The 22,595-nt window shown below is 70.2% G+C and carries 22 protein-coding genes, 1 pseudogene and 1 riboswitch; of the genes and pseudogenes, 8 read left to right on the forward strand and 15 right to left on the reverse strand.

From position 1 onward, the window contains the following. Nucleotides 1–36 precede the first annotated feature (36 nt). Nucleotides 37–1,494 carry an aldehyde dehydrogenase gene (locus RMT89_RS22020; RefSeq protein ID WP_315885469.1) on the forward strand — a complete coding sequence of 486 codons (1,458 nt, stop codon included), beginning with the start codon at nucleotides 37–39 and terminating at the stop codon, nucleotides 1,492–1,494. 5 nt (nucleotides 1,495–1,499) lie between these two features. Continuing rightward, nucleotides 1,500–1,733, forward strand: a complete 234-nt coding sequence (locus RMT89_RS22025; RefSeq protein ID WP_315885470.1) for a ferredoxin — start codon at nucleotides 1,500–1,502, stop codon at nucleotides 1,731–1,733. Nucleotides 1,734–1,789: 56 nt separating this feature from the next. Beyond that, nucleotides 1,790–1,973, forward strand: a riboswitch (TPP riboswitch). Nucleotide 1,974: 1 nt separating this feature from the next. Here RMT89_RS22025 and RMT89_RS22030 read toward each other — a convergent pair. After that, nucleotides 1,975–2,595, reverse strand: coding sequence for a TetR family transcriptional regulator (locus RMT89_RS22030; RefSeq protein WP_315885471.1), 621 nt, complete (start codon nucleotides 2,593–2,595; stop codon nucleotides 1,975–1,977). A 172-nt stretch (nucleotides 2,596–2,767) separates the two neighbouring features. Between RMT89_RS22030 and RMT89_RS22035 the strand changes: the two genes are divergently transcribed. From RMT89_RS22035 to RMT89_RS22045, 3 genes are read left to right on the forward strand one after another with little or no spacing between them, the layout of a single operon-like run. After that, complete coding sequence (locus RMT89_RS22035; RefSeq protein ID WP_315885472.1) at nucleotides 2,768–4,159, forward strand: glycosyltransferase family 4 protein; 1,392 nt, start codon at nucleotides 2,768–2,770, stop codon at nucleotides 4,157–4,159. Beyond that, on the forward strand, nucleotides 4,153–4,887 hold the full coding sequence (locus RMT89_RS22040; protein ID WP_315885473.1) for a class I SAM-dependent methyltransferase: 735 nt from the start codon (nucleotides 4,153–4,155) through the stop codon (nucleotides 4,885–4,887). Before RMT89_RS22035 ends, RMT89_RS22040 begins: the two co-directional genes overlap by 7 nt. Next, complete coding sequence (locus RMT89_RS22045; RefSeq protein ID WP_315885474.1) at nucleotides 4,884–5,954, forward strand: prenyltransferase; 1,071 nt, start codon at nucleotides 4,884–4,886, stop codon at nucleotides 5,952–5,954. The genes RMT89_RS22040 and RMT89_RS22045 overlap by 4 nt, the downstream gene beginning before the upstream one ends. 89 nt (nucleotides 5,955–6,043) lie before the next feature. On the opposite strand, the gene RMT89_RS22050 is transcribed toward RMT89_RS22045, so the two are convergent. From RMT89_RS22050 to RMT89_RS22090, 9 genes and pseudogenes are all read right to left on the reverse strand, one after another. Next, nucleotides 6,044–6,337: a hypothetical protein gene (locus tag RMT89_RS22050; RefSeq protein WP_315885475.1), complete on the reverse strand. Its 294-nt coding sequence runs from the start codon at nucleotides 6,335–6,337 to the stop codon at nucleotides 6,044–6,046. Between the two features lie 40 nt (nucleotides 6,338–6,377). Beyond that, on the reverse strand, nucleotides 6,378–7,382 hold the full coding sequence (locus tag RMT89_RS22055; protein ID WP_315885476.1) for an LLM class F420-dependent oxidoreductase: 1,005 nt from the start codon (nucleotides 7,380–7,382) through the stop codon (nucleotides 6,378–6,380). A gap of 95 nt (nucleotides 7,383–7,477) precedes the next feature. Beyond that, nucleotides 7,478–8,320: a DUF5336 domain-containing protein gene (locus RMT89_RS22060; protein ID WP_315885477.1), complete on the reverse strand. Its 843-nt coding sequence runs from the start codon at nucleotides 8,318–8,320 to the stop codon at nucleotides 7,478–7,480. Nucleotides 8,321–8,478: 158 nt separating this feature from the next. Next, nucleotides 8,479–9,417: an N-acetylmuramoyl-L-alanine amidase gene (locus RMT89_RS22065; protein WP_315885478.1), complete on the reverse strand. Its 939-nt coding sequence runs from the start codon at nucleotides 9,415–9,417 to the stop codon at nucleotides 8,479–8,481. 22 nt (nucleotides 9,418–9,439) lie between these two features. Next, on the reverse strand, nucleotides 9,440–10,084 hold the full coding sequence (locus RMT89_RS22070) for a class I SAM-dependent methyltransferase (protein WP_315885479.1): 645 nt from the start codon (nucleotides 10,082–10,084) through the stop codon (nucleotides 9,440–9,442). A gap of 104 nt (nucleotides 10,085–10,188) precedes the next feature. Next, a complete protein-coding gene (locus tag RMT89_RS22075) occupies nucleotides 10,189–10,674 on the reverse strand; it encodes a sialidase family protein (protein WP_315885501.1) in 486 nt (161 codons plus the stop codon). Between the two features lie 23 nt (nucleotides 10,675–10,697). Continuing rightward, the gene (locus RMT89_RS22080; RefSeq protein WP_315885504.1) at nucleotides 10,698–11,144 is read right to left on the reverse strand and encodes a sialidase family protein; all 447 of its coding nucleotides are present in this window, start codon (nucleotides 11,142–11,144) and stop codon (nucleotides 10,698–10,700) included. Nucleotides 11,145–11,250: 106 nt separating this feature from the next. Beyond that, nucleotides 11,251–11,490, reverse strand: a pseudogene (locus RMT89_RS46020) (ATP-binding cassette domain-containing protein); the annotation flags it as partial. Next, nucleotides 11,487–11,657, reverse strand: coding sequence for a hypothetical protein (locus RMT89_RS22090; protein ID WP_315885480.1), 171 nt, complete (start codon nucleotides 11,655–11,657; stop codon nucleotides 11,487–11,489). The gene RMT89_RS22090 and the pseudogene RMT89_RS46020, both read right to left, overlap by 4 nt. A 363-nt stretch (nucleotides 11,658–12,020) precedes the next feature. Between RMT89_RS22090 and RMT89_RS22095 the strand changes: the two genes are divergently transcribed. The 3 genes from RMT89_RS22095 (at nucleotide 12,021) to RMT89_RS22105 (ending at nucleotide 16,440) form a co-directional block, all read left to right on the forward strand. Continuing rightward, complete coding sequence (locus RMT89_RS22095; RefSeq protein ID WP_315885481.1) at nucleotides 12,021–13,259, forward strand: helix-turn-helix domain-containing protein; 1,239 nt, start codon at nucleotides 12,021–12,023, stop codon at nucleotides 13,257–13,259. 617 nt (nucleotides 13,260–13,876) lie between these two features. Next, entirely contained in the window at nucleotides 13,877–15,199 is a 1,323-nt protein-coding gene (locus tag RMT89_RS22100) for a hypothetical protein (RefSeq protein WP_315885482.1), read from the forward strand. Beyond that, a complete protein-coding gene (locus RMT89_RS22105) occupies nucleotides 15,196–16,440 on the forward strand; it encodes an MFS transporter (protein ID WP_315885483.1) in 1,245 nt (414 codons plus the stop codon). The genes RMT89_RS22100 and RMT89_RS22105 overlap by 4 nt, the downstream gene beginning before the upstream one ends. A 282-nt stretch (nucleotides 16,441–16,722) precedes the next feature. On the opposite strand, the gene RMT89_RS22110 is transcribed toward RMT89_RS22105, so the two are convergent. From RMT89_RS22110 to RMT89_RS22130, 5 genes are read right to left on the reverse strand one after another with little or no spacing between them, the layout of a single operon-like run. Continuing rightward, nucleotides 16,723–18,216, reverse strand: coding sequence for a GMC family oxidoreductase (locus tag RMT89_RS22110; protein WP_315885484.1), 1,494 nt, complete (start codon nucleotides 18,214–18,216; stop codon nucleotides 16,723–16,725). Beyond that, entirely contained in the window at nucleotides 18,213–18,575 is a 363-nt protein-coding gene (locus RMT89_RS22115) for a hypothetical protein (protein ID WP_315885485.1), read from the reverse strand. Before RMT89_RS22115 ends, RMT89_RS22110 begins: the two co-directional genes overlap by 4 nt. Before the next feature lie 17 nt (nucleotides 18,576–18,592). Beyond that, nucleotides 18,593–20,026 (reverse strand): aminotransferase class III-fold pyridoxal phosphate-dependent enzyme, encoded by a 1,434-nt coding sequence (locus RMT89_RS22120; protein ID WP_315885486.1) that lies wholly within the window; start codon nucleotides 20,024–20,026, stop codon nucleotides 18,593–18,595. Continuing rightward, nucleotides 20,019–21,458 (reverse strand): NAD(P)/FAD-dependent oxidoreductase, encoded by a 1,440-nt coding sequence (locus tag RMT89_RS22125; RefSeq protein ID WP_315885487.1) that lies wholly within the window; start codon nucleotides 21,456–21,458, stop codon nucleotides 20,019–20,021. The genes RMT89_RS22120 and RMT89_RS22125 overlap by 8 nt, the downstream gene beginning before the upstream one ends. After that, nucleotides 21,455–22,552 carry a glycosyltransferase family 2 protein gene (locus RMT89_RS22130; protein ID WP_315885488.1) on the reverse strand — a complete coding sequence of 366 codons (1,098 nt, stop codon included), beginning with the start codon at nucleotides 22,550–22,552 and terminating at the stop codon, nucleotides 21,455–21,457. Before RMT89_RS22130 ends, RMT89_RS22125 begins: the two co-directional genes overlap by 4 nt. Nucleotides 22,553–22,595: the final 43 nt, after the last annotated feature.

The raw sequence follows: 22,595 nt of genomic DNA on the forward strand, positions 1-22,595 counted from the left end.
CAGAAACAGTGCTCAGCTCCGCAGGAGGCGTCGGCCATGACCGAGCTCGTGGAACACGGACAGCTGTTCATCGGCGGGGAGTTGACCGATCCCCTGGGGAAGGACTTCATCGAAGTCGTCTCGCCGCATACCGAGGAGGTCATAGGGCGGGTGCCGCACGCGTCCGCCGGTGATGTGGACCGGGCCGTCGCGGTGGCGCGGAAGGCCTTCGACGAAGGGCCCTGGCCGCGGATGTCGCTCGACGAGCGGATCGAGGTCGTCGGGCGGATCAAGGACGCCATCGCCGTACGGCACGAGGAGATCGCCCGGATCATCTCCTCCGAGAACGGCTCGCCGTACTCCTGGAGCCTCCTCGCGCAGGCGCTCGGCGCGATGATGGTGTGGGACTCCGCCATCACCGTCGCGCGGAACTTCACCTACGAGGAGCACCGCGACGGAGTCCTCGGCAAGATCCTCGTGCGGCGCGAGCCCGTCGGGGTGGTGGCGGCCGTGGTCCCCTGGAACGTCCCGCAGTTCGTGGCCGCCGCCAAGCTCGCGCCCGCGCTGCTGACCGGCTGCACGGTCGTCCTCAAGCCGTCGCCCGAGTCGCCGCTGGACGCCTACCTCCTCGCGGAGATCACGAAGGAGGCCGGGCTGCCGGAGGGGGTGCTCTCCATCCTCCCGGCCGACCGTGAGGTCAGTGAGTACCTCGTCGGGCACCCCGGCATCGACAAGGTCTCCTTCACCGGGTCGGTCGCCGCGGGCAAGCGCGTGATGGAGGTCGCCGCGCGGAATCTGACCCGCGTGACCCTGGAGCTGGGCGGCAAGTCCGCCGCGGTCGTGCTGCCGGACGCGGACGTCGACACCGCCGTGGCGGGGATCGTCCCGGCGGCCTGGATGAACAACGGCCAGGCCTGTGTGGCCCAGACCCGCATCCTGCTGCCGCGCTCCCGCTACGACGAGTTCGCCGAGGCCCTCGCCGCCGCCGCGAACGCCCTCGTCGTCGGCGACCCGCTGGACCCGGCGACCCAGGTCGGCCCGCTGGTCGCCCAGCGTCAGCAGCGGCGCAACCTCGACTACATCCGCATCGGACAGGAGGAAGGCGCCAAGATCCTCACCGGCGGCGGGCGTCCGCCGGGCCTGGACAAGGGCTGGTACGTCGAGCCGACCCTCTTCGGCGATGTCGACAACTCCATGCGGATCGCGAGGGAGGAGATCTTCGGGCCCGTGATCTGCCTCCTCCCCTACGGCGACGAGACCGAGGCCGTGAAGATCGCCAACGACTCCGAGTACGGGCTCAGCGGCAGCGTCTGGACGGCCGACGTCGAGCGCGGCATCAAGGTCGCCCGCCAGGTCCGTACCGGCACCTACTCGGTCAACACCTTCAGCCTCGACATGTTCGGCCCGTTCGGCGGCTACAAGAACTCCGGGCTCGGCCGGGAGTTCGGGCCCGAGGGGTACGGCGAGTATCTCGAACACAAGATGATCCATCTCCCCGCGGGCTGGGAGGGGTAGGGAGGATGGGAGACCGCTGGCACGTCGAGGTCGACCGGTCGGTGTGCATCGGCTCGGCCCAGTGCGTCCACCGGGCACCCGACGGATTCCGCCTCGACACCGCCCGCCAGTCCCACCCGGCCGAGCCGGAGACGGACGCCAACGAGGAGATCCTGGCGGCGGCGGAGACCTGCCCGGTGGAGGCGATCGCGATCACGCTGCTGGGGAGCGGGGAGCCGGTCTTTCCGCCGGAGGATTAGGGGATATTTTTCCCTTTTCATCACGTGGTGGGCGTTCTATTCTGGAGGTAGGCCTACGGGACGAGTGAGGGAGTCCGAACCGTTGTAGCCGACTCGGCGGAAAGCAACAGCTGGACGCTTACGCCGGCGCCGACGTCGACGGTCCGGGCTGAGAGGCCAGAAGGCAGCAGTCGGGCCGGATGGCGACCCCCAGAACCTGATCCGGGTCATACCGGCGCAGGGAACCCGTCTCGTAGGTCATTCATGTGTCCGTGGGGGCCGTGAGGTCGATCAGACGGCATACCGTCTCGATGTCGATCTTCACCTGGGCGATGGAGGCGCGGCCGGACAGCCAGGTGATCAGCGCCGAGTGCCAGGTGTGCTCGATGACGCGGACCGCGGACAGCTGCTCGGGCGTCGGGTTCTCCTGGCCCATCGCGTCCAGGATGATCACGGTCGTCTGCCGGGAGACCTGGTCCACCTCGGGCGACACACTGCGGTCCGCGAAGGTCAGCGCGCGGACCATGGCGTCGGCCAGGTGCGGCTCGCGCTGCAGGGCCCGGAAGGCGCGCATCAGGGTCTCCGCGACCCGCTCCGCCGCCGTGTCGCCCGCGGGCGGCTTCTTCCGCAGCGTGCCGTGCATGTGCTCCAGCTGATCCTGCATCGTGGCGACCAGCAGATGGATCTTGGAGGGGAAGTAGCGGTAGAGCGTGCCGAGCGCCACCTGCGACGACTCCGCGACCTCCCGCATCTGCACCGCGTCGAAACCGCCCCGGCTGGCCAACTGCGCGCTCGCGTGCAGGATGCGGCGGCGGCGCGCCTCCTGTCGCTCGGTGAGAGGCGGGGTGACGGGTCTCGCGGTACTGGCTGCCACCTTGTCCACCTTGTTCCCCTCGCCGTGGCGCGACCGTGGCGTGAATCACCTGATCCACTGCTCACGCCGCCTCTACCTGCCGGTAGATTCGGAGCCTCTTGAACGATCAAGTCTGTAACTTGTTCTAGATTAGCGTCCCGGCGTAATCTCGCGGGACAGTGCAGGGAGAAGGGGGCCCAGAGTGACCGCTGAGGCCAGTCGGACGGGTTCCCCCAAGGAGCCCGCCGCGGACGGCGAGCGACCTCTCGACATCGCGCTTCTCACCTATAAAGGGAACCCGTTCTGCGGCGGCCAGGGCGTCTACGTCCGCCACCTCTCCCGCGAACTGGCCCGCCTCGGCCACCGCGTCGAGGTCATCGGCTCCCAGCCCTACCCGGTCCTCGACGAGGGCGTCCCGCTCACCGAGCTGGCCAGCCTCGACCTGTACCGCCAGCCCGACCCCTTCCGCACCCCGCGGCGCGGCGAGTACCGCGACTGGATCGACGCCCTGGAAGTGGCCACCATGTGGACCGGCGGCTTCCCCGAGCCGCTGACCTTCTCCCTGCGCGCCCGCCGCCATCTGCGCGCCCGGCGCGGCGAGTTCGACGTCGTCCACGACAACCAGACGCTGGGGTACGGCTTGTTGGGAGACGTGGGCGCCCCCCTCGTCACCACCATCCACCACCCCATCACCGTGGACCGGCAGTTGGAGCTGGACGCGGCCGAGGGCCGGCGCCGCCGGTACTCGGTGCGCCGCTGGTACGCCTTCACCCGGATGCAGAAGCGCGTCGCCCGCCGGCTGCCGTCCGTCCTCACCGTCTCCGGCACCTCCCGCGCCGAGATCGTCGACCACCTCGGGGTGCGCGAGGACCGTATCCACGTCGTCCACATCGGCGCCGACACCGACCTGTTCAAGCCGGACCCGTCGGTGGCGGTCGTACCCGGCCGGATCGTCACGACCTCCAGCGCCGACGTCCCCCTCAAGGGACTCGTCTTCCTCGTCGAGGCGCTCGCGAAGGTCCGCACCGAACACCCCGACGCCCACCTCGTCGTCGTCGGCAAGAAGCCCGCCGAGGGTCCGGTCGCGCAGGCGATCGAGCGGTACGGCCTCGAAGGCGCCGTCGAGTTCGTCAAGGGCATCTCGGACGCCGAACTGGTCGACCTGGTCCGCTCGGCGCAGGTCGCCTGCGTGCCCTCGCTGTACGAGGGCTTCTCCCTGCCCGCCGCCGAAGCCATGGCCACGGGCACGCCCCTGCTCGCGACGACCGGCGGGGCGATCCCGGAGGTGGCCGGCGCGGACGGCGAGACGTGTCTGGCGGTACCGCCCGGCGACGCGGGCGCGCTGGCCGCCGGTCTGAGCCGGCTCCTCGGTGACCCCGAACTCCGGGCGCGACTCGGCCGGTCCGGGCGCGAGCGCGTGCTGGAGCGGTTCACATGGGCGCGAGCGGCGGAGGGCACGGTGGCGCACTACCGCGAGGCGATCGCCCGCTCCACGGCCCCGGACAGCGACGCACCCGCACCCTCGGCAGGCGCCACACCCCCGACCACCGCGAGTACCACCGGCGTCTATTCCGAAAGCAGGGCCACGTGCTGACCGTCGACTTCTCCCGGTTCCCGCTCGCCCCGGGCGACCGCGTGCTGGACCTCGGCTGCGGCGCCGGGCGGCACGCGTTCGAGTGCTACCGGCGCGGCGCCCAGGTCGTCGCGCTGGACCAGAACGGCGAGGAGATCCGCGAGGTCGCGAAGTGGTTCGCGGCGATGAAGGAGGCGGGCGAGGCCCCCGAGGGCGCCACCGCGACGGCGATGGAGGGCGACGCGCTCGCCCTCCCCTTCCCCGACGAGTCCTTCGACGTCGTCATCATCTCCGAGGTCATGGAGCACATCCCGGACGACAAGGGCGTACTCGCCGAGATGGTCCGGGTGTTGAAGCCCGGCGGCCGGATCGCCATCACCGTCCCGCGCTACGGCCCCGAGAAGGTCTGCTGGGCGCTGTCCGACGCCTACCACGAGGTCGAGGGCGGCCACATCCGCATCTACAAGGCGGACGAGCTGCTGGAGAAGATCCGCGAGGCGGGCCTGAAGCCGTACGGCACCCATCACGCGCACGCGCTGCACTCGCCGTACTGGTGGCTGAAGTGCGCGTTCGGCGTCGACAACGACAAGGCGCTGCCGGTGCGGGCGTACCACAAGCTGCTGGTCTGGGACATCATGAAGAGGCCACTCGCCACCCGGGTCGCCGAACAGGCGCTGAACCCGCTGATCGGCAAGAGCTTCGTGGCGTACGCGACCAAGCCGCACCTGCCTCAGGTGGCCACCTCGTGACCACTCCCCGGACAGAACACCTCGTCCTGCCCGGGGTCCTCACCGCCGAGCAGGCCACCGCGACCGTGGCCGGACTGCTCGCCGTGCAGCGGGAGGACGGCGCGATCCCGTGGTTCCGAGGGCATCACCTCGACCCCTGGGACCACGTCGAAGCGGCCATGGGTCTGGACGCCGCGGGCGAGCACGAGGCCGCCGAGCGGGGATACGAGTGGCTCGCGCGGCACCAGAACGAGGACGGCTCCTGGTACGCGGCGTACCAGGACGGAGCGTTCGACGATGTCACCGACCGGGGCCGGGAGACGAACTTCGTCGCCTACATCGCCGTAGGCGTGTGGCACCACTACCTCTCCACCGGCGACGACACGTTCCTGGACCGCATGTGGCCGACCGTCTTCGCGGCGACCGAGTTCGTGCTGAAGCTCCAGCAGCCGGGCGGCGAGATCGGCTGGCGGCGCGACGACGACGGTACGGCGACCACGGACGCGCTGCTGACGGGATCCTCCTCGATCCACCATGCCCTGCGGTGCGCGCTCGCCATCGCCGAGCAGCGGGAAGAGCCCCAACCGGACTGGGAGTTGGCGGCGGGAGCCCTTCGCCACGCCATCCGCCGTCACCCCGAGCGGTTCCTGGACAAGGACCGCTACTCGATGGACTGGTACTACCCGGTGCTGGGCGGCGCGCTCACCGGCGCGGAGGCCAAGGCCCGCATCGAGGAGTCCTGGGACCGCTTCGTCGTGCCCGGGCTCGGGGTGCGGTGCGTCGTCCCCAACCCGTGGGTGACGGGCGGCGAATCGGCCGAACTCGCCCTCGCGCTGTGGGCGATGGGCGAGTCCGACCGGGCGCTGGACATCCTCCAGTCCATCCAGCACCTGCGCGACGAGGAGACCGGCCTGTACTGGACGGGCTACGTCTTCGACGACGACGCGATCTGGCCGAGGGAACTCACGACCTGGACCGCGGGCTCGCTCCTGCTCGCGGTCGCGGCACTGGGCGGCGACGAGGCGACCTGCCAGGTGTTCGGCGGGGATCGTCTGCCGATGGGGTTGGATCCGGACTGCTGCGCCTGAGAGCACGGGCAGTGCTGTCGTGTGGCGAGTGCGGGCGGACTGTGGCTGGTCGCGCAGTTCCCCGCGCCCCTTGGGCACGGGGCGTGACCTCAGTGGCGATGTACCCGGTTCGCGATCGCGTGTCCGACGAACAGGTACACCACCGCCGCCAGGCCATAGCCGGCGACGACCCTGGCCCACTGCTCGTCGAACGTGAACAGGTCGTACGACCAGCCGGCGAGCCAGCGCGCTGCGTCATGGATGAACTGCACGAAGTCGTTCGCACGGTTCGCGTCCAGCAGGTACATCAGGATCCACAGGCCCAGGATGAGGGCCATGACGTCGGCGACGATCGCGATGACCGTGCCGGCCTGATTGGCACCGTTACGATATCGAGGGGACATGCCCCTCGGGTAGCCGCTCAACCGTGAACCAAACGCGAGTTCACTGGTTGAGCTCGGCGAGCACGCGCAGCGTCTCCTCGTCCGGGGCCAGTGCCAGCAGGTCCGTCACCGGGCCCTTGCGCCACAACTCCAGGCGTTCGGCGATGCGTTCGCGGGGGCCGACCAGGGAGATCTCGTCGGCGAAGGCGTCCGGGACGGCGAGTACGGCCTCCTGGCGGTGCCCTTCGAGGAACAGGCGCTGGATGCGCCGGGCTTCCTCCTCGTAACCCATGCGAGCCATGAGGTCGGCGTGAAAGTTGTGGGCCGCGTGACCCATGCCGCCGATGTAGAAGCCGAGCATGGTCTTCACGGGGAGCAGACCTTCGCGTACGTCGTCGCAGACGCGGACCTGGGCCATGGGGGCGACGAGGAAGCCGTCCGGGAGGTTTTCGATGGCGTATGCCTCGGGGCGGGTCGCTGACCAGTACAGCGGGAGCCAGCCATCCGCGATACGGGCGGTCTGGGCGACGTTCTTCGGGCCCTCGGCGCCGAGGAGGACGGGGAGGTCGGGGCGGCGGGGGTGGGTGATGGGCTTGAGGGGTTTGCCGAGGCCCGTGGCGTCGTCGCCGCGGTAGGGGAGGGAGTGGAAGCGGCCGTCGAGCGTGACGGGGGCTTCCCGCCTGAGGACCTGCCGTACGACCTCGACGTACTCCCTGGTCGCGGTGAGCGGCGACTTCGGGAACGGACGGCCGTACCAGCCCTCCACGACCTGCGGCCCGGACAGCCCGAGCCCGAGCATCATGCGGCCGCCGGAGAGATGGTCGAGGGTGAGGGCGTGCATGGCGGTGGTGGTGGGGGAGCGGGCGGCCATCTGGGCAACGGCCGTGCCGAGCTTGATCCTTGAGGTGTGGGCGGCGATCCAGGTGAGCGGGGTGAAGGCGTCCGAGCCCCAGCTCTCGGCGGTCCACACGGAGTCGTACCCGAGCCGCTCGGCCTCCCGGGCGAGCGGGACGTGGTCGGGGGAGGGGCCGCGACCCCAGTAGCCGAGCGCGAGACCGAGCCGCATGCCTGCCTCCTGACGATGCGTCAGCTAAGTGGAGGCTGCGACTGTACGACAACGGCCCCCCGCCCGGAAGGGCGAGAGGCCGTGACGATGGGGTGTCAGCCGCGCTGGATGCCGCTGGTGTCCTGGAGGACACCACGGCGACCGTCCTGCGTCTGCGCGATCAGGCTCGGACCGCGCTGCTCCACGGCCAGGTACCAGGTGCCGGGCGCCAGTTCGGCGATCGGCGTGGGGGAGCCGTCCTCCGCGAACAGCGGACGCGGCACGGGCACGGCGAACCAGAACGGGGAGAAGTCCCCGGCCGGCTGGGGCTGCTGGGGCTGACCCGGCTGCGGCTGCCCGCCGAACGGCTGCCCGGCCTGCGGCTGAGCGCCGTAGGGCTGACCCGGCTGCGGCGCCGGCTGCTGGGCACCCGGGGCGCCGGGGTAGCCGTAACCGCCCTGCGGCTGACCGCCGTAGGGCGGCTGCGGGGCCGCGGGGCGGGGGGCCGGGACGAGGGCGGCCTGGAGGGCGGGGACGAGGGGGGTGGCGACGGCGGCGCCGGCCATGACCAAGGTGGCGATCAGCGCGAGGATCAGGCCGGTGCCCGCGTCGGGGCCGTCGGAGCCCTGGCCGACGTTGTTCAGGCCGCCCGCCGGGTCGAAGATGTTGCCGAGTGCGCTCCACGCCGCGAAGACGGTGAAGGCGACACCGAACTGGCCGAGTTCAAGACCGGCGATCTTGCGCGGCTGCGGCAGTGCCCGGGAGACCACGACGAGTGCGGCACCGATGAGGCCCGCCAGGACCACGCCGAGCAGGAGCGGTGCGCTGCTCCAGGCGGACGGCATGTCGATGCCCTCGGCACCGTCGGTGGAGTAGATGCCGAGGAACGACGCGACGAAGAGCAACACCGCTGCTCCGATCACCACGCCGTCGCCTCTAGTGAGGGAGCGGATATTCACTTCAGGTCCTTCGTAGGTCGTCTCGTCATCGGTAGAGGCGTCGCTGTCACCATGTCGCCGTCAGGCCCCGGTGTGAAGCGCGGGGGTGGCCCCTCATCGTAGGGACGACCCTATCGTCCGTACGATCGGGCTGTCCGCCGGGATCAGTGCGCTGATCACTACCCGCGCAGGAAACTCACGATTCCCTCAGAGATCCCTTGCGCCGCCTTCTGCCGCCAGGCACCGCTGGTCAGCTGTGCCGCGTCCTTGGTATCGCGCATGTTGCCGCACTCGATGAACACCTTGGGAACCGTTGACAGATTGAGACCGCCCAGATCCTCGCGGGTGACCAGGCCGGTGCCGTCGCCGACGTAGTTGGAGGGGGCGCTGCCGGTGGCGCGGACGAAGTTGCCCGCGATGCGTTCGCCGAGTTGGCGGGAGGGGGCGACGATCGGACGGGTGTCCGCGGCGCCGGAGTTCACCGAGCCGGGGAGGATGACGTGGAAGCCGCGGTTGCCGGCGCCGGCGCCGTCCGCGTGGATCGAGACGACCGCGTCGGCCTTCGCCTTGTTGCCGATCCGCGCCCGCTCGTCGATGCAGGGGCCGTAGGAACGGTCGCCGTCCTGGGTCAGTTTCACCGCCGCGCCCTGCTGGTGCAGGAGCGTGCGCAGCCGGTGGGCCACGTCCAGCGTGAACTTCGCCTCGGTGTAGCCGGAGTTGGTGGACGTACCGGTGGTGTCGCACTCCTTGTACCCCGTGCCGATGTTCACCTTGCGGTTGATCTCGGCGGTGTGCTGGAAGTTGGCCGGGTTGTGGCCGGGGTCGATGACGACGACCTTGCCCTTGAGAGGGCCGGAGGCGGCGGGAGGGGCGGAACTCGTGGGCTGCGACGGGCCAGGGCTCGGCTTCTCGTCGTCGGTGGGGGACGAGGACACGGTGGCCGACGGCGTCCCCACCGCCGTCGCCTCCGCGCCGCCGGCTCCGTCACCGGCGCTGCCGAGTCCCTCGTACACCACCCACCCGAGCAGCGCGCCCGGCACGAGCGCGGCTAGGGCCACGGTCAGGGGGCTGCGTCTCGGGCGGCGGGGCGGTTCGAATTCAGGGCCTGCGTACGACACGTCTGCGACTCTAACCGCGCCCTCAGATCCCCGCCCCGGTTCGCCGCAGCACACGCAGCGAGTCGGTGACGGAGATCTCGGTGAAGGCGCCGGAGGCCAGGGCGCGCAGGTATACGCGGTACGGGGCCTGGCCGGTGAATTCGTCCAGTGGGTTCGGGAACACGTCGTGGATCAGCAGCAGGCCGCCTTCGGCCACGTGGGGGGCCCAGCCCTCGTAGTCGGCGGTGGCGTGCTCGTCGGTGTGGCCGCCGTCGATGAAGACCAGGCCGAGGGGGGAGGACCAGACCTTCGCGATCTGGGGGGAGCGGCCCACCAGGGCGATCACGTGGTCCTCCAGGCCCGCCCGGTGGAGGGTGCGGCGGAAGGTCGGGAGGGTGTCCATCAGGCCGAGCTCGGGGTCGACCGTCTGAGGGTCGTGGTACTCCCAGCCCGGCTGCTGCTCCTCGCTGCCGCGGTGGTGGTCGACCGTGAGGGCCGTCACTCCGGCCGCGCGGGCCGCGTCGGCCAGGAGGATCGTGGAGCGGCCGCAGTAGGTGCCGACCTCGAGGAGGGGCAGGCCGAGCCCGCCTGCCTTAATTGCCGCCGCGTAGAGCGCGAGGCCCTCGTCGGCCGGCATGAACCCCTTCGCCGCCTCGAACGCGGCCAGGATCTCGGGCTCCGGCTTCATGAGGGCCTTTCGGTCGTACGAGGGTTGCGGCGCCCATGCTGCCGTACCCCCCGGTCGACTGGCTACCGGGGGGTACGGCGGGGTGGATCAGGGCGCGGGAAGGGTCAGGGCGCGTCTGAGATGTCCAGCTTGTTCACCTTGATCCGTGAGGTGTCGAACTCCCCGGCGACGTAGAACTTGCCGGGGGCGTACTCGTCGGCCATCGGGTACGTGTCCCAGCCCGCGCCCGTGGTGCCCTGCTGATCGGGGTCCTTGTCAGCCGTCGCGCCGTTGGCGAAGAACGTGCCCGCGCTCCAGGCGGCGCCGGGGCGCTTCGTCTTGTAGTTCAGGACGTCGCGGTTGGTGGCGGTGTTGTAGAGGGACAGGTACTGGCCGTTGCTGTCCTTGATGAACTGAACCTTGGCGTTCAGGCTCGGCAGGTTGCTGTCGAGCGTGAAGGGGGTCCAGGTCAGGCCGCCGTCGGAACTGGTGGCAGTCGCCGCCCGGGTCTGGGTGCCGATGCTGCGGGCGACCATGACCAGCTTGTTCGGGCCGTCCTGGGAGACGGCGATCTGGGGTTCGGCGGCGTCGAGGTTCGACGGGTCCGGCACGATGCCGCCGGCCGTCCAGGTCTTCAGGTCTTCAGGTCCGAGGAGATCAGCACACCGTTCTGGCGGCCCGAGGCCCAGAACGGGATGACGTGCTTGCCGTTCGCGAGCTTGACCGGACGTCCGGCGAAGATGAGGTTCGCGAGTCCCTCGTCGGCGGTGGTGTCCGGAAGGTCGAGCGGCATGGTGACGGGGTAGTTCTGCCAGGTGTGGCCCTCGTCGGTGCTGCGCTTGACCACGATGGCGTCGATCGGCAGGCCCGAGTTGTTGTCGGCGGACGACTTGGTCCGGCCGAGGTAGGCGAAGAGCTCGCTGCCGTTCTGGTAGAGCACCACGAAGTGCCAGGAGTACTCGCTGGTGTCCTGGGCGAGGACCTTCGGGTGGCTCCAGCTCGCGCCGCCGTCGGTGGTGTAGGCGTACCGGATGTAGCCGTGGTCGACCTGGCCCGGCACGATGCCCTCCCGCCAGGCCACGACCGCGTTGGTCGCGCTGGTGGCGATGATGTCGGGGGTGCGGGGGCCGTCTCCCTCGGTCGTCGCCTGGATGTGGGCGTTTCGCCCAAGAGGACTTCGCCCTGCCAGGGCTGTGGAAGCGGCAGACGAGGGAGAAGACGGTGGACTTGCCTGCCCCGGAGCGCCCGACGAGCGCCGTGTGGGAACGGTCGGGCACGGTGAACGAGACGCCACTCAGCACGGGACGGTCGTCGTAGCGGAAACCGACGTCACGGAACGGGGTCAGCTCATGGGGGCGACGTGACAGGTCCCCAGCGCGGGCGAGCCCGGCTGGGGACCAAGAAGATGCGGTGGCCGCTGCGGTCACGGCCAGTCGATGATGGGCGCCTGTTCGGCCTGCGGCCGGTCGATGGCGAGCACCTGTCCGGAACTCTTGGAAGGCTCGTTGATATCAATGGTCGAGAAGCCCAGTGTCCCGCCGAGAATCACGGCGGAGAGAACGACGAGGCGGACCCTGTCCTTGAACTTGCGCATGGTTGTCCCCTGGAGATGAGAGAAGGCTTGCCGTGGGGTTGTCGGCCCCCCCACTTGCCAAGGACGGTAATCCAGCCAGTCAGAACCTGGCAATAGTTGCCAAGATCTTTCTGGTGCCAGATCTCACTGATCACGAGGAGCATGCGCGCCACCTAGCGCTTCATAGGGACAACTTTGCCAAGAGGGTTGCCTTGAGTAGGCTGCCTCTGACTGGCTGACTCCGAGAGTGACCTGGCGACAAACCTGATGCCGCTTCCGCACACCCCCACAGGGGCAAGGCAAGGACCGGCGCGCTCCGCTGTCGGTGCGCCTCAGCCAGTTCAACATCGCCCTTGCCCGCTCAACAGCGCTTGGAATCGACTTGTGGAACAGCCCCACTTCGGCCGCCGGCTCAGACAAATGAGGACAGAGCGTGGCCTCTCCCAGGCCGCGCTCGCCGGAGACGGCATGTCCACCGGGTACCTCTCCCGGCTGGAATCAGGCGCACGGAGGCCGACCGAGCGCGCCATCGACTACTTGACTCAGCGACTCGACGTGGACCGCAGCAAGTTCGACGAGCCTGCGAGCAAGTCCTTGCTGCACATGCTCGCCATCGCGTCCTCCTCGGACGGTATGGGGCTCAGCGAGGAAGTCGGCGGTCTACTCCAGGCATCGAGTACCGAGGAACCAGCCCTGCGCTGGCAGGGGTTCTGGCTGGTCGCGCAGCGCCGCCTGCAGCAAGGACGGCTCGACGAGGCGCGCAGCTTCCTGGAGCAGGCGGTTCGGATCGCCGACGACCTGGACATTCCGGAGCTGCGCTGCCGCGCCCGTACTCAGCTCGCCCGCTGCTTGCGCTCGCTGGGTGAGATCAACGGTGCCCTGGCCGCTGCCGAGGAGGCATACCGCGCAAGTCGGGGTGCCGACTTGTCGGTGCAGGACATCGGGGCCGCGCTGCTGGCCCTGATCTCCACCGAGGGTGAGGCCGGACGGCTGCCGGACGCCCGTGCGCACGCCGACGAGATTCTGGAACTGACGGGCGAGGGCGCCGGCCCGCTCGCCGCGGAGGCGCGGTGGGCATCGGCGACCGTCCGGGTCAGGCAGGGCGACTACGCAGGCGCGCAAGAGCTATTCGGACAGGCCCTGGACCGGCTGGCGAGCACGGACGATCTGCTGCTGTGGGTCCGGCTGCGGCTGGCGGCGGCCTCGCTCTCGCTGCAGTCGCAGCCGCCGCTGATCGAACGGGCGGCTGAGCTGCTCACCGAGGCGGAGCCGGCCATCGCCTTGATCGGTACGGAAGTGGCGCGGCAGGAACTGGCGACGCTGAAGGCGCACCTTGCCCACCACGAGGGTCGCCCCGAGGACGCCCGGAAGATCATCGAGTCGATACGGAGGGAGCCCCTGCGCATCACACACCGCGACAGCATCAGGCTGCGCATCCTGGAGGCCCAACTGATGATCACGGAGGGGCGACTGTCCGAGGGTGCCGACCGACTGAGAGAGATGGGCGAGGAGGCACAGCGCGCGGCCAACGTCGATCTGGCCGCCGAAGCCTGGCGGCTCCTCGCGGAGTCACTGACGCAGGGACGCGCGGACGCCTGGCCCGACGCGCGAGGCACACCGTGACGGGGCACATGTGAGCGGGGTGCACCTGTGGAGGACCGGACCGCCAAGAGTGGACGCTGCTGGTTGATTCAGGTCCTGTTGCCTCGTCTCATCGGTCTTCTGGCCTGTGGGGCGAAGTGCCGCGAAGCGTGGGCTGCCGGCACGGGGTGTTTCGGTGGGGTCAGATCACGCCCGGAGCTTTGATCTGCAACTTCATGATGCACACACCCCTTGGGCAACAGAGGTGTCTGCTCTGGCAATGGAAGTGTCCGTTGAGTCCGCTGCGACGGGCCCGGAGGACGGGGATCCGGCCACGGAGTTCCCGCAGCGTGACAGCCCCTCCTGATGGCCGGCGACGGAGTGACAGACGAGTCGGCCGATCGTGCCGTCAAGGTAGGTGATCTGCGGGCGGAGCCGTTCCTGGCGCGGCCTGGACCGGTCCGTCACAGCAGAGCTTCATGAACACGATCCCGCCCTTCTCGGCAGTCGACCGGCGTAGCGCACGCGACTTGCCCGTAGTTGACAATATTGCTTGCCTTGATTGACAGCGTACGCCTCGCATTGGGTTAATGAGCTGCCGCGAGATTGCCAATAATGGCAACTTCGGGCACCGCTTCAGAACGCGAGGAAGGAAGCGCATGGAGAACGCAAGCCCCAGGATCCTGATCGTGGGCCTTGACCGCTACGGCATGCGGGCATGCGTCCGCCGCGGCCTGGAGGTCACCGTCGTATGCGGAACGGCCGTCTGGGAGCAGGGCCACATCGCGATACCGGACGAGGTCACGGTGATCCGCGTCGACGACCACACCAACGCCGAGTCCGTCCTCATGGCGCTCGCCCGCGCCGGGCTGACCTCCGATTCCTTCGACGCCGTGTACACCACCGCCGAGGACTCTCTGGTGATGGTCGGTCTGCTGGCCGCACATCTCGGACTGTCGGCCGTAGCGCCCGATGTCGCCGTACGCTTCCGGGACAAGTCGGTGCAGAAGCGAGAGATCAGGGCGGCCGGCCTGACCACGGCTGGAGCCGTGGTCGTCGACGACGTCCACGACGTCGGCGGGATCACCGAACTCGCCTCCGCCAGGGCCGTGCTGAAGCCGGTCGCGGGAGCGGCCACCGAGCGGACGACCGTCGTCTCCTCTGTGGCGGAGCTACGCAGCCGCAGCGAGGAGTACCGGCGTCAGGGCACCGCGCAGCGCACCTTCGTCCTGGAGGAGTTCGTCCAGGGCGAGGAATGGATCGCCGATGGCGTGCTGTACGAAGGCGAGCTGCTGTTCTGCGCCATTGGCCGGTACGGAGACCCGTGCCTGACCGCGGTCGACAGCGGACGCCCGCTCAACTTCCGCCACTTCGACCCCGCCGACGAGAGCTGGGCCTACGACCGGGCCCTTCCCGTGATCACGGCTTCGCTCGACGCCCTGGGCCTTCGGGACGGGATGTTCCACATGGAGCTCTTCCACGACTCCGAGACCGGTGCGCTCACCTTCGGCGAGTGCGCCGCGCGGCGGGGCGGCGCACTCGTACAGGAGGTCGTGCACACGAAGTTCAACGTCGATCTGGCCGACTGTGCCATCCAGGTCGCGCTCGGGCGGCGCCCTGAATTCGATGTCAAGATCCGCCCGGGAATCGTCGGCGGCGCGTACTTGACCGCCGGTCCGGGGCTGCTGCTCGACTGCCCCTCAGCGGACCAGGTCATGGCGCGGCCGGGGGTGGAATTCGTCCGTATCGAGCGGCCCGTCGGCGACCGCACCCCGGCCGTCTCCGGTACGGACCACCGGATCGGCCAGTTCATGGCGGCGGCGGACACCGCCGAGGAGCTGCAGCAGCGGTTCGCCAAGGTCTGGGACTGGTTCGGCGCTCAGGTGAAGTCCGTCCCGGACGGCCTCACCCCCCGCGAACTGCGCGCCCTCCAGCCCGCCCTGCGTCCTGGTGTCCGCTTCGGGGACGCGCTGTGGCGGTGACGACGCCTGCGCCCGCGCCCGCCCGTGGCGGCCTGCACAGGCTCCTGCCCGCGTCGTCTGCGCAGCGGATCCTGACGTTCGCCACCTTCGCCAACAGCTTCGGCGGCGGGATGTTCACCACCGCGAGCGCCCTGTACTTCACGCGCGTCGTGGGGCTGCCGACCGGACAGGTCGCCATCGGCCTGTTCGGCGGGGCCATGACCGGCTTGGTGGCCGGGGTCCTGATCGGACGGCTGGCCGACCACTGGGGGTCCAAACGCGTCCACATCACCGTCATGCTCTGCGGCGGGGTGGTGATCTCCTGCTTCACCCTGGTCGGATCCTTCTGGTCCTTCTTCGCGGTCTCACTCGTCTCGGGGATGATCATTCCGGCGGACGTGGCCAGCAAGGCGCCGCTCATCCGCGGAGTGTCCGACGGGAACCCCACGGTGTTCATCGGCTATCTGCGGTCGGTGACCAACCTGGCCCTCGCGTTCGGCTCGGTCGCCGCCGGCTTCGCGATCCAGATCGACAGCCGGCCTGCGTACCTGGCCCTGGTGGTCTGTCGGGCCCTGGCCTACGTGAGCTGCGGCCTCATCCTCCTGCGCCTGCCGAGGATCGCGGGCGTGGCCGCCGAGAAAGGCGACCGCGGCTGGGCCGCCCTGCGCGACCGCACCTACCTCAGCGCCACGCTCGCTCATGCGGTGCTGTCACTGAACTACGCCGTCTCCGGGTTCCTGCTCCCGCTGTGGATCGTCGCACACACGAACGCCCCCCGCTGGGTGGTCTCGGCAGTCCTGGTGCTCAACATGGCCTTCGTGGTGCTGATGCAGGTCAAGGCGAGCCGCGGGGTGCACGACGTACGGACCGCCGGTCAGCGCATGGCCTGGGCCGGCGCGGCCTTCGCCGCCGGGCTCACGCTCATGGCCCTGGCCAGCGGGCCCTCCCCTTGGGTGGCGACGGGACTGCTGATGGGCGGCATGGCCGTCTTCGCCCTCGGCGAGCTCTGGTACGCGGCCGCCTCGACCGAGTACTGCTTCGGCCTGGCGCCGGCCCATCTGCAGGGCCAGTACGCCGGGGTGTTCGGGCTGGGCAGCGGAGTGGTGGAAGCCGTGGCCCCGGCGGTGATGAGCATGCTGCCGCTCGGCATGGGGCTGCCCGGCTGGCTGCTGCTCGGCGCTCTCCTGCTGTCCGTCGGCCTGGGCAGTCGGCCGCTGGTGTCCTGGGCGGCGAGGACCGGGCGGCCGGCACCGGCCGGGTAGCCGTCAGGGCCCCTGGCGTCGGATACGGGCACGGGCAGGACACGGGAGCCGGGCCGCAGGTTGAGCTCCGGCCGGCTCCCGCGCGACGTGCCGCGCACCACCGGTGGCGCCGTCGCGTCACGGCCCTGTCCGCCGGCACACCGCTTCCCTGCAGTTCCTCGTAGCCGAACCCCCGTTGCCGACCACCCGGCAGGGCTGGTCGGCAACGGGGGTTCGGTGATGTCACGGTCGGCGCGGCACTCCGCGCTTCTCGTGACGTCAGGTCGGCGGCCTCGCGGCCTGTCATGCCGTCCGCTGTCTCTCCTCGATGAACCGGGCAGTGATCTCGTGGGCGAATGCCATGATCGTGCCCTGCGGGCTGATTCCCGTGACACCCGGCAGAACACTGGCGTCGCACACGCGCAGGCCCTCGAAGCCGTACGGGCGGCCCAGCTCGTCGCACACCCCGCCGCGCTCCGCCTGCGCCATCCGCGCGGAGGCCATGCCGTGCACCGACACCAGTTCCCAGTCGCCCGGCCGGACCCGGCGGCAGAACTCCTCGACCTCGGCCATGGTGGTCAGGGGCGGTGCCGAGGACACCGGGGGCGTGAGCTGGTCGGCGCCGGCGGCGAGGAGCACGCGGGCGCCGATGCGGAAGGCCTCCACCAGGGCGCCGTGGTCCGCGATCGTCATGCCGTGCCGCAGGAGCATCCCACCGCCGGGCAGGGACCGAACGGTGGCCGTGCCCTGCAGCCGCACCTGAGTGGTGTAGACGCCCAGCCTGTCGTACTCCTCCAGGTACCGGGTGACTTCGGCGGGGTCGCGGCCGGCCAGCGCGGCGGCGAGGGACCCGCGCGAGACGTTGGACGGCATCACCAGGATTCCGCGGTCGCCGAACTCCTTCAGCTGCGCGGTGAAGAGGGTGCCGTGGTCCGCGTTCACCTGCCCGGGAAAGCGTGCGACGGTCCGGAGATTGACGTGGAGCGCCAACTCCCGTCCGGCGCGGCGCTGTTGGATGCGGCTGCGCTGGAGCAGGCCGGGGGTGCCGAGCGGTCCTGCCGCCAGGAACACCGAGCGGGCCCGGTACTCGAAGCGGGCGCCGTCGGGCCCGGTGGCAAGGGCCCCGTGCACGGTGCGGCCGTCGTGCAGGAGGCGAAGCACGCGCGTGTCGGGGCTGATGTGCGCGCCCAGCGCCTCGGCCCGCGGGAGGTAGCTGACCGCCATGCTCTGTTTGGCTCCGCTGGGGCAACCGGTGGTGCAGCGGTTGCGGTTCTGGCAGCCCTGCACGACGCGGCGGGCGTGCTGCCAGCTCCAGCCGAGGCGGTCGGCGCCCTCGGCCAGGAGCCGCGAGTCTCGGTTGGCCTCGGGACCGCCGTGCTGCTGCACGGCGGCCCCGAGCCGGGCCGAGACCGTCTTCAGATGGGGCGCGAGATCCTCCGCGCGGTAGCCGTCGACGCCGGCCACCGCCGCCCAGCGCGCGAGCAGCGAGGGCGGCGGCTCCCACAGCAGACCACCGTTGACGAGGGTCGTGCCGCCTACGGCACGACCCTCGCCGTAGACGATGGTGGGGGTGCCCAGGATGGGGGTGAGTCCGCCGTTGCGGTAGAGGTTGCGCAGGTTCTCGGCCGGGCTCGCCGCGGCGATCGTCGCGGTGCCGGCGCGAGGTCCCTCTTCCAGGACCGTCACCTGGTGTCCTGCCGCCGCCAGTTCCAGCGCGGCCACCGAGCCACCCGCGCCCGAGCCGATCACGAGGATCTCTGTGTCGATCCTCCGCTGCAGTCCGGATCCCCGCCTCACCGTGCCCCCTCCTTCCCGGTACGGCCGTCCAGCGCGCCGAGCAGGGCGAGCGCGGTGCTCGACCGGATGACCTCGCGGAAGCCCGGAAGCGTGGCCGCCGCCCCCAGGCCCCGCTGTCCCCCGGCGCCGCTCGCGTCGCCGGACCCACGATGCAGGGAACGTCCGCCGGACGTCAGCCGGCAGGCCAGGGGCAGCGTCCGCAGCAGGGCTGCGTATCCGGCGCGCTGGGTCAGCGGCAACGCCCGCAGGGTGTGCAACAAGTGCGCCTCGGCAGCCGCCATCGCGGAGCTCGTGCGCAGGACCGGGTAGTGGCGCTGCCAGTGCGAGCGCAGGCCACTGGCGCGCAGTGCGGCCTGCATCGGCCCGCCGCCCCGCCTCACCGTGCCGCCCTCGCCGCCGTCGCCATCTCCTTCGCGAAGGACGCGAGCAGCCGGGGCGCGCCCCGGTCGAGCACGGCGTCGAGCGCGTCCAGGAAGAGACGTGCCTCCTTCTCGCCGGCCACCAGCGGCGGCGAGACGATCAGCGCGATGTCCTGGGTGGAGCCGAAGAAGGACAGGATGTCGTGGTCCCGGTAGAGCGCCGCGATCACGGCGCTGGTGATCAGCTTGGCGAACGCCTGCGGATCCTTTGCCAGGTGGACGGGGATCAGGTCGCGTACGGCCGCGGGCAGCTGGGCTCTCGGCCGCAGCCTGACACCGTGCAAGGCGCCCCGGCCGGCGATGCCTGCCACGAGTGAGGGGTGGCGGGCGGCGATCTCGGCCAGCCCGGGCCCAAGGATGGCTTCGAGGGCCTGGGCCCGCCCCGGGAAGTCCTCCTCGACGGCGACGGCAACCGCCTCCAGTGCCGTCGCCGTCTCCTCGCCGAAGCCGTGGTATGTGGTGCTGTGCAGGGTGACGTCGCGCGGGTTGTCGTACGCCTTGCGGAAGACCGGCTCCCGGGCGATGTAGCCGGAGATCGAGGATTTGCCGCCGCCGAACGACTTCGACGTCGTCACCACGTCGGGGACCAGGCCGGGGTGGTGCATGAAGTGGAACATCCGGCCCGTCTTGCCCCAGCCCGTGTACACCTCGTCGAAGATCAGCACGATGTCGTGCTCGGTGCACAGCCGGCGTACCTCGTACAGGAACTCCGCGGAGCACTCGCGCAGGGTGGACGCGCTGTACGGCTCCAGCGCCACTGCGTACACATCGCTGCGCCCGCGCTCGTCCGTGTGGCGTTCCAGAGCGAGCCGGAAGGACTCCAGGTCTCCGTAGGCGAAGGAATCCGTGCCCGGCAGTTTCGGGTACGCGAAGTGGACTTCGGAGGACGCGGTGAGGCTACCGGCGCCGAGCAGCTTGCCGTGGAAGGCGATGTCGGTGTGCAGCACGGTGCCGCGTCGGCCGCCGTGGTACTTGTACGCCAGTTTGACGGCGCCCTCGACGGCCTCGGCACCCGAGTTCGGAAAGTACGAGATGTTCAGGTCGCCCGGGAGCAGCGCGGCGAGGTTGTGGCTGAGCGCTGCGACGTAGGGCGACAGGTAGATCTTGTGCACCTCCATGCGCCGCTGCTCTTGGAACCGGTCGCGGGCGGCGAGGACACGGGGGTGGTTGTGGCCGTGGTTGAGGACGCCGACCCCGCCGGTGAAGTCGAGGAGGCGCCGACCGTCCCGCAGCTGGATCCACGCGCCCTCGGCGCTGTCGACGAGGTCGCGGCCGAAGCCGAAGGAGCGCAGGAGCGAGACCTCGCTGCGGCTGACGTACTTCTTGTACAGGTCGTGGACCTGGTCGATGCCGAGCTTCTCGGCCTGGTCGATGGTGAGCAGCTCAGGCACCGGAGGCCTCCACCGCGCGCGGCGCGGCCGTCCTGTCGGCGGTGCGCAGCCGGTCGGCCATCAGCTCCGCGGTTCTGCGGCCCTCACGCGCAGCGTGATTCGTGCCGCGGTCCTCCGGGAACACCTGCGCCATGCTCGCCAGGTACAGGCCGTGCACGCCGGTCTGCGTCGGAGGCATGTCGCGGCTGTAGTTGGGGGTGATCACGGGCTGGGCGTACTCGGCGCGCCAGACGTGGTAGTCGTCGACCCAGCTCCGGTCGAAGCCGGGGAACATCCGGCGCAGGTGCGGGAGGCTGAAGGCGAAGACCTCCTCGTCGCTCATGCGGTACAGCTCGGCGTCGGACGGCAGGTACTTGGAGAGGTAGACGACGTGCCGGTTGCCGTACCGGCTGGGCGAGTCCATGTTGGTGTGCTCGATGACGCCGACGTAGGGGAACGAAGGGTCGTTGACGTTGAGCCAGTAGGTGTCGGAGAGCCTGCGGTTGTTCTCCAGGACCAGGCAGACGTTCGCCAGGTAGCGGATCTCGCGCAGTCGCCGCGTGAGGGCGGGCACCGCGGCGTGGGCCGGAGCGTCGGGCCCGGCGGCGGAGAGCAGGTCCGCGGCGAGTTCCGGGGCGATGGTGAGCAGGACCTGGCGGGCGGGCAGGAACGTTCCGTCGTCGGTGCGTACGCCGGTGACGCCGGCGTCGTCGGTGGTCACCGCGTCGACCGCGGTGCCGGTGAGCACCTCCACGCCGAGTTCGGTCAGCCGCTTGTGCATGGCGTCGACCAGGGTCTCGCTGCCGCCGCGCAGGTAGTAGAGCACCTCACTGCCCGACTTGTTGCGGCTGCCGCCACGCAGGGCGAGCTTCGTCCACATCCAAGTGGCCCCGACCTGGTCCGCGTACTGGCCGAACTTCCCCTCCAGCAGGGGCCGCCACACGACGTCGTAGACCCGGCGTCCGCCGAGCGAGACCAGCCATTCCTCGGCCGTACGGTGCTCCAGAGTCCGCCAGTCCTTGACTCGCCGGCCGCGCAGGGCGAGGACGCCGAGCCGCAGGCGGTCCAGGAACGGGAGCGGGGCGAAGCGCAGTAGGTCCAGGGGGCGCGAGAGGCGGTAGACGGAGTTGGCGTAGAACATGCCGGTGCGGGTGAGGTGGGGCTCCAGTGCGTCCTCGACGCCGAGCTTCTCGCACAGGTCGAACATCTCTCGGTCGGAGCCGAACCAGTGGTGGTAGAAGCGCTCAATGCGCCGGCCCTCGCCCACGTCGAAGCTTCCTGCCAGGCCGCCGAGTTCGGGCTCCCGCTCCACGACTGTCACGCGGTGTCCGCGCTCGGCGAGTTCCAGGGCGGCGGTGAGACCGGTGAAGCCACCGCCGACCACGACGGCATCGCGCATGTCTCCCGTTTTCGGTGCGCTGGTGTTGCCGGGGTTCGCGTGTATTGCGCTCATGCCAATTCCTTTACAAGGGATGCGGATGCCTGCGTGGTGGCGCTGTGGGCCGATTCGGTTCGTTCCATGACGAGATAGGGCGGGCGGCCCTGGACCTGGCAGAAGACGCCGAGCAGGTACTCGCCCAGCACCCCGCAGGCCAGCGACTGCGCCCCGAACGCGGCGAGCGGGGCGGCCTGCCGGGCCTTGCCGCAGGCCAGCGCGGCGCCCGCGCCGAGCAGCGAGGCGGTGCCGAGATAGGTGGGGACCCGCAGCGGCAGAGCGGCCGCTCCGGAGAGGATGCCGGTGCGGGAAAGCGCCAGCATCTTGCGCAGGGTGTACTTGGTGGTGCCGGCGCCCCGGGCGTCGCGCTCGTACGTGATGCTCGTCTCGGGGAAACCAGTCCAGCTGATCGCGCCGCGCAGGAACAGTTCCTTCTCCCTGAGCGAGGTCACGAAGTCGACGACCTTGCGGTCGAGGAGCCGGAAATCGCCCGTGTCGAGGGCGACGGGCTGGTCGCTGAGCCGGGCCAGAAGACGGTAGTAGAGATATGCGGTGGACTTCTTGAGCGCCGTCTCGCCGTGCCGGGTGGCGCGGCGTGCGGAGACGATCGACCAGCCCTTGAACCACAACTCCGCCATGCTCGGTATGAGTTCGGGAGGGTCTTGGAGGTCGGCGTCCATCAGGACGACGGCGTCCCCGGTCGCCTCGGCGAGGCCGGCGAGCGCGGCCGCCTGGTGCCCGAAGTTGCGGCTGAAGCGCACTCCGCGCACCACGCTGCCCGGGGAATCGGCGAGTTCCTTGATGAGCGGCCAGGTGCCGTCAGCGCTGCCGTCGTCGACGTAGACGATCTCGTGCGGGAGGCCGTGCAGGGCCCTGGCGAGACGGTCGTGTGTGCGTCGCAGGATCTGGTCCTCGTTGTAACAAGGCAGGACGACGCTGATGAGGAACGAGCGCGGCGGTGCGGCGCTCGGCTGGTCGGTAGCGATGGGAGCCCCTTCTGCGGTGTGGCGCGGAGTCGTCGGAATGCGCCGTGCGGTCGTGGATTGCCGGTGGTCTGTCGTTCGATCGGCTTGTGCGGCCGGAGAGCCTGAAGGGAGGAGGGCCGGCCTCATCGACTCCGTGGCCGGCGTCTGTGCCCGGCGATGAGGACGGCGC

The sequence above is a fragment of the Streptomyces sp. P17 genome, from assembly GCF_032436805.1.
In the GTDB taxonomy this organism is placed as follows: Bacteria; Actinomycetota; Actinomycetes; order Streptomycetales; family Streptomycetaceae; genus Streptomyces.

Excerpts from the sequence above, each read along its gene's own strand:
- RMT89_RS22090 (WP_315885480.1), bottom strand. The coding sequence starts at position 11,657 with ATGCGCAAGTTCAAGGACAGGGTCCGCCTCGTCGTTCTCTCCGCCGTG.
- RMT89_RS22020 (WP_315885469.1), top strand. The coding sequence starts at position 37 with ATGACCGAGCTCGTGGAACACGGACAGCTGTTCATCGGCGGGGAGTTG.
- RMT89_RS22100 (WP_315885482.1), top strand. The coding sequence starts at position 13,877 with ATGGAGAACGCAAGCCCCAGGATCCTGATCGTGGGCCTTGACCGCTAC.
- RMT89_RS22130 (WP_315885488.1), bottom strand. The coding sequence starts at position 22,552 with ATGAGGCCGGCCCTCCTCCCTTCAGGCTCTCCGGCCGCACAAGCCGAT.
- RMT89_RS22070 (WP_315885479.1), bottom strand. The coding sequence starts at position 10,084 with ATGAAGCCGGAGCCCGAGATCCTGGCCGCGTTCGAGGCGGCGAAGGGG.
- RMT89_RS22025 (WP_315885470.1), top strand. The coding sequence starts at position 1,500 with ATGGGAGACCGCTGGCACGTCGAGGTCGACCGGTCGGTGTGCATCGGC.
- RMT89_RS22125 (WP_315885487.1), bottom strand. The coding sequence starts at position 21,458 with ATGAGCGCAATACACGCGAACCCCGGCAACACCAGCGCACCGAAAACG.
- RMT89_RS22050 (WP_315885475.1), bottom strand. The coding sequence starts at position 6,337 with ATGTCCCCTCGATATCGTAACGGTGCCAATCAGGCCGGCACGGTCATC.
- RMT89_RS22055 (WP_315885476.1), bottom strand. The coding sequence starts at position 7,382 with ATGCGGCTCGGTCTCGCGCTCGGCTACTGGGGTCGCGGCCCCTCCCCC.
- RMT89_RS22115 (WP_315885485.1), bottom strand. The coding sequence starts at position 18,575 with ATGCAGGCCGCACTGCGCGCCAGTGGCCTGCGCTCGCACTGGCAGCGC.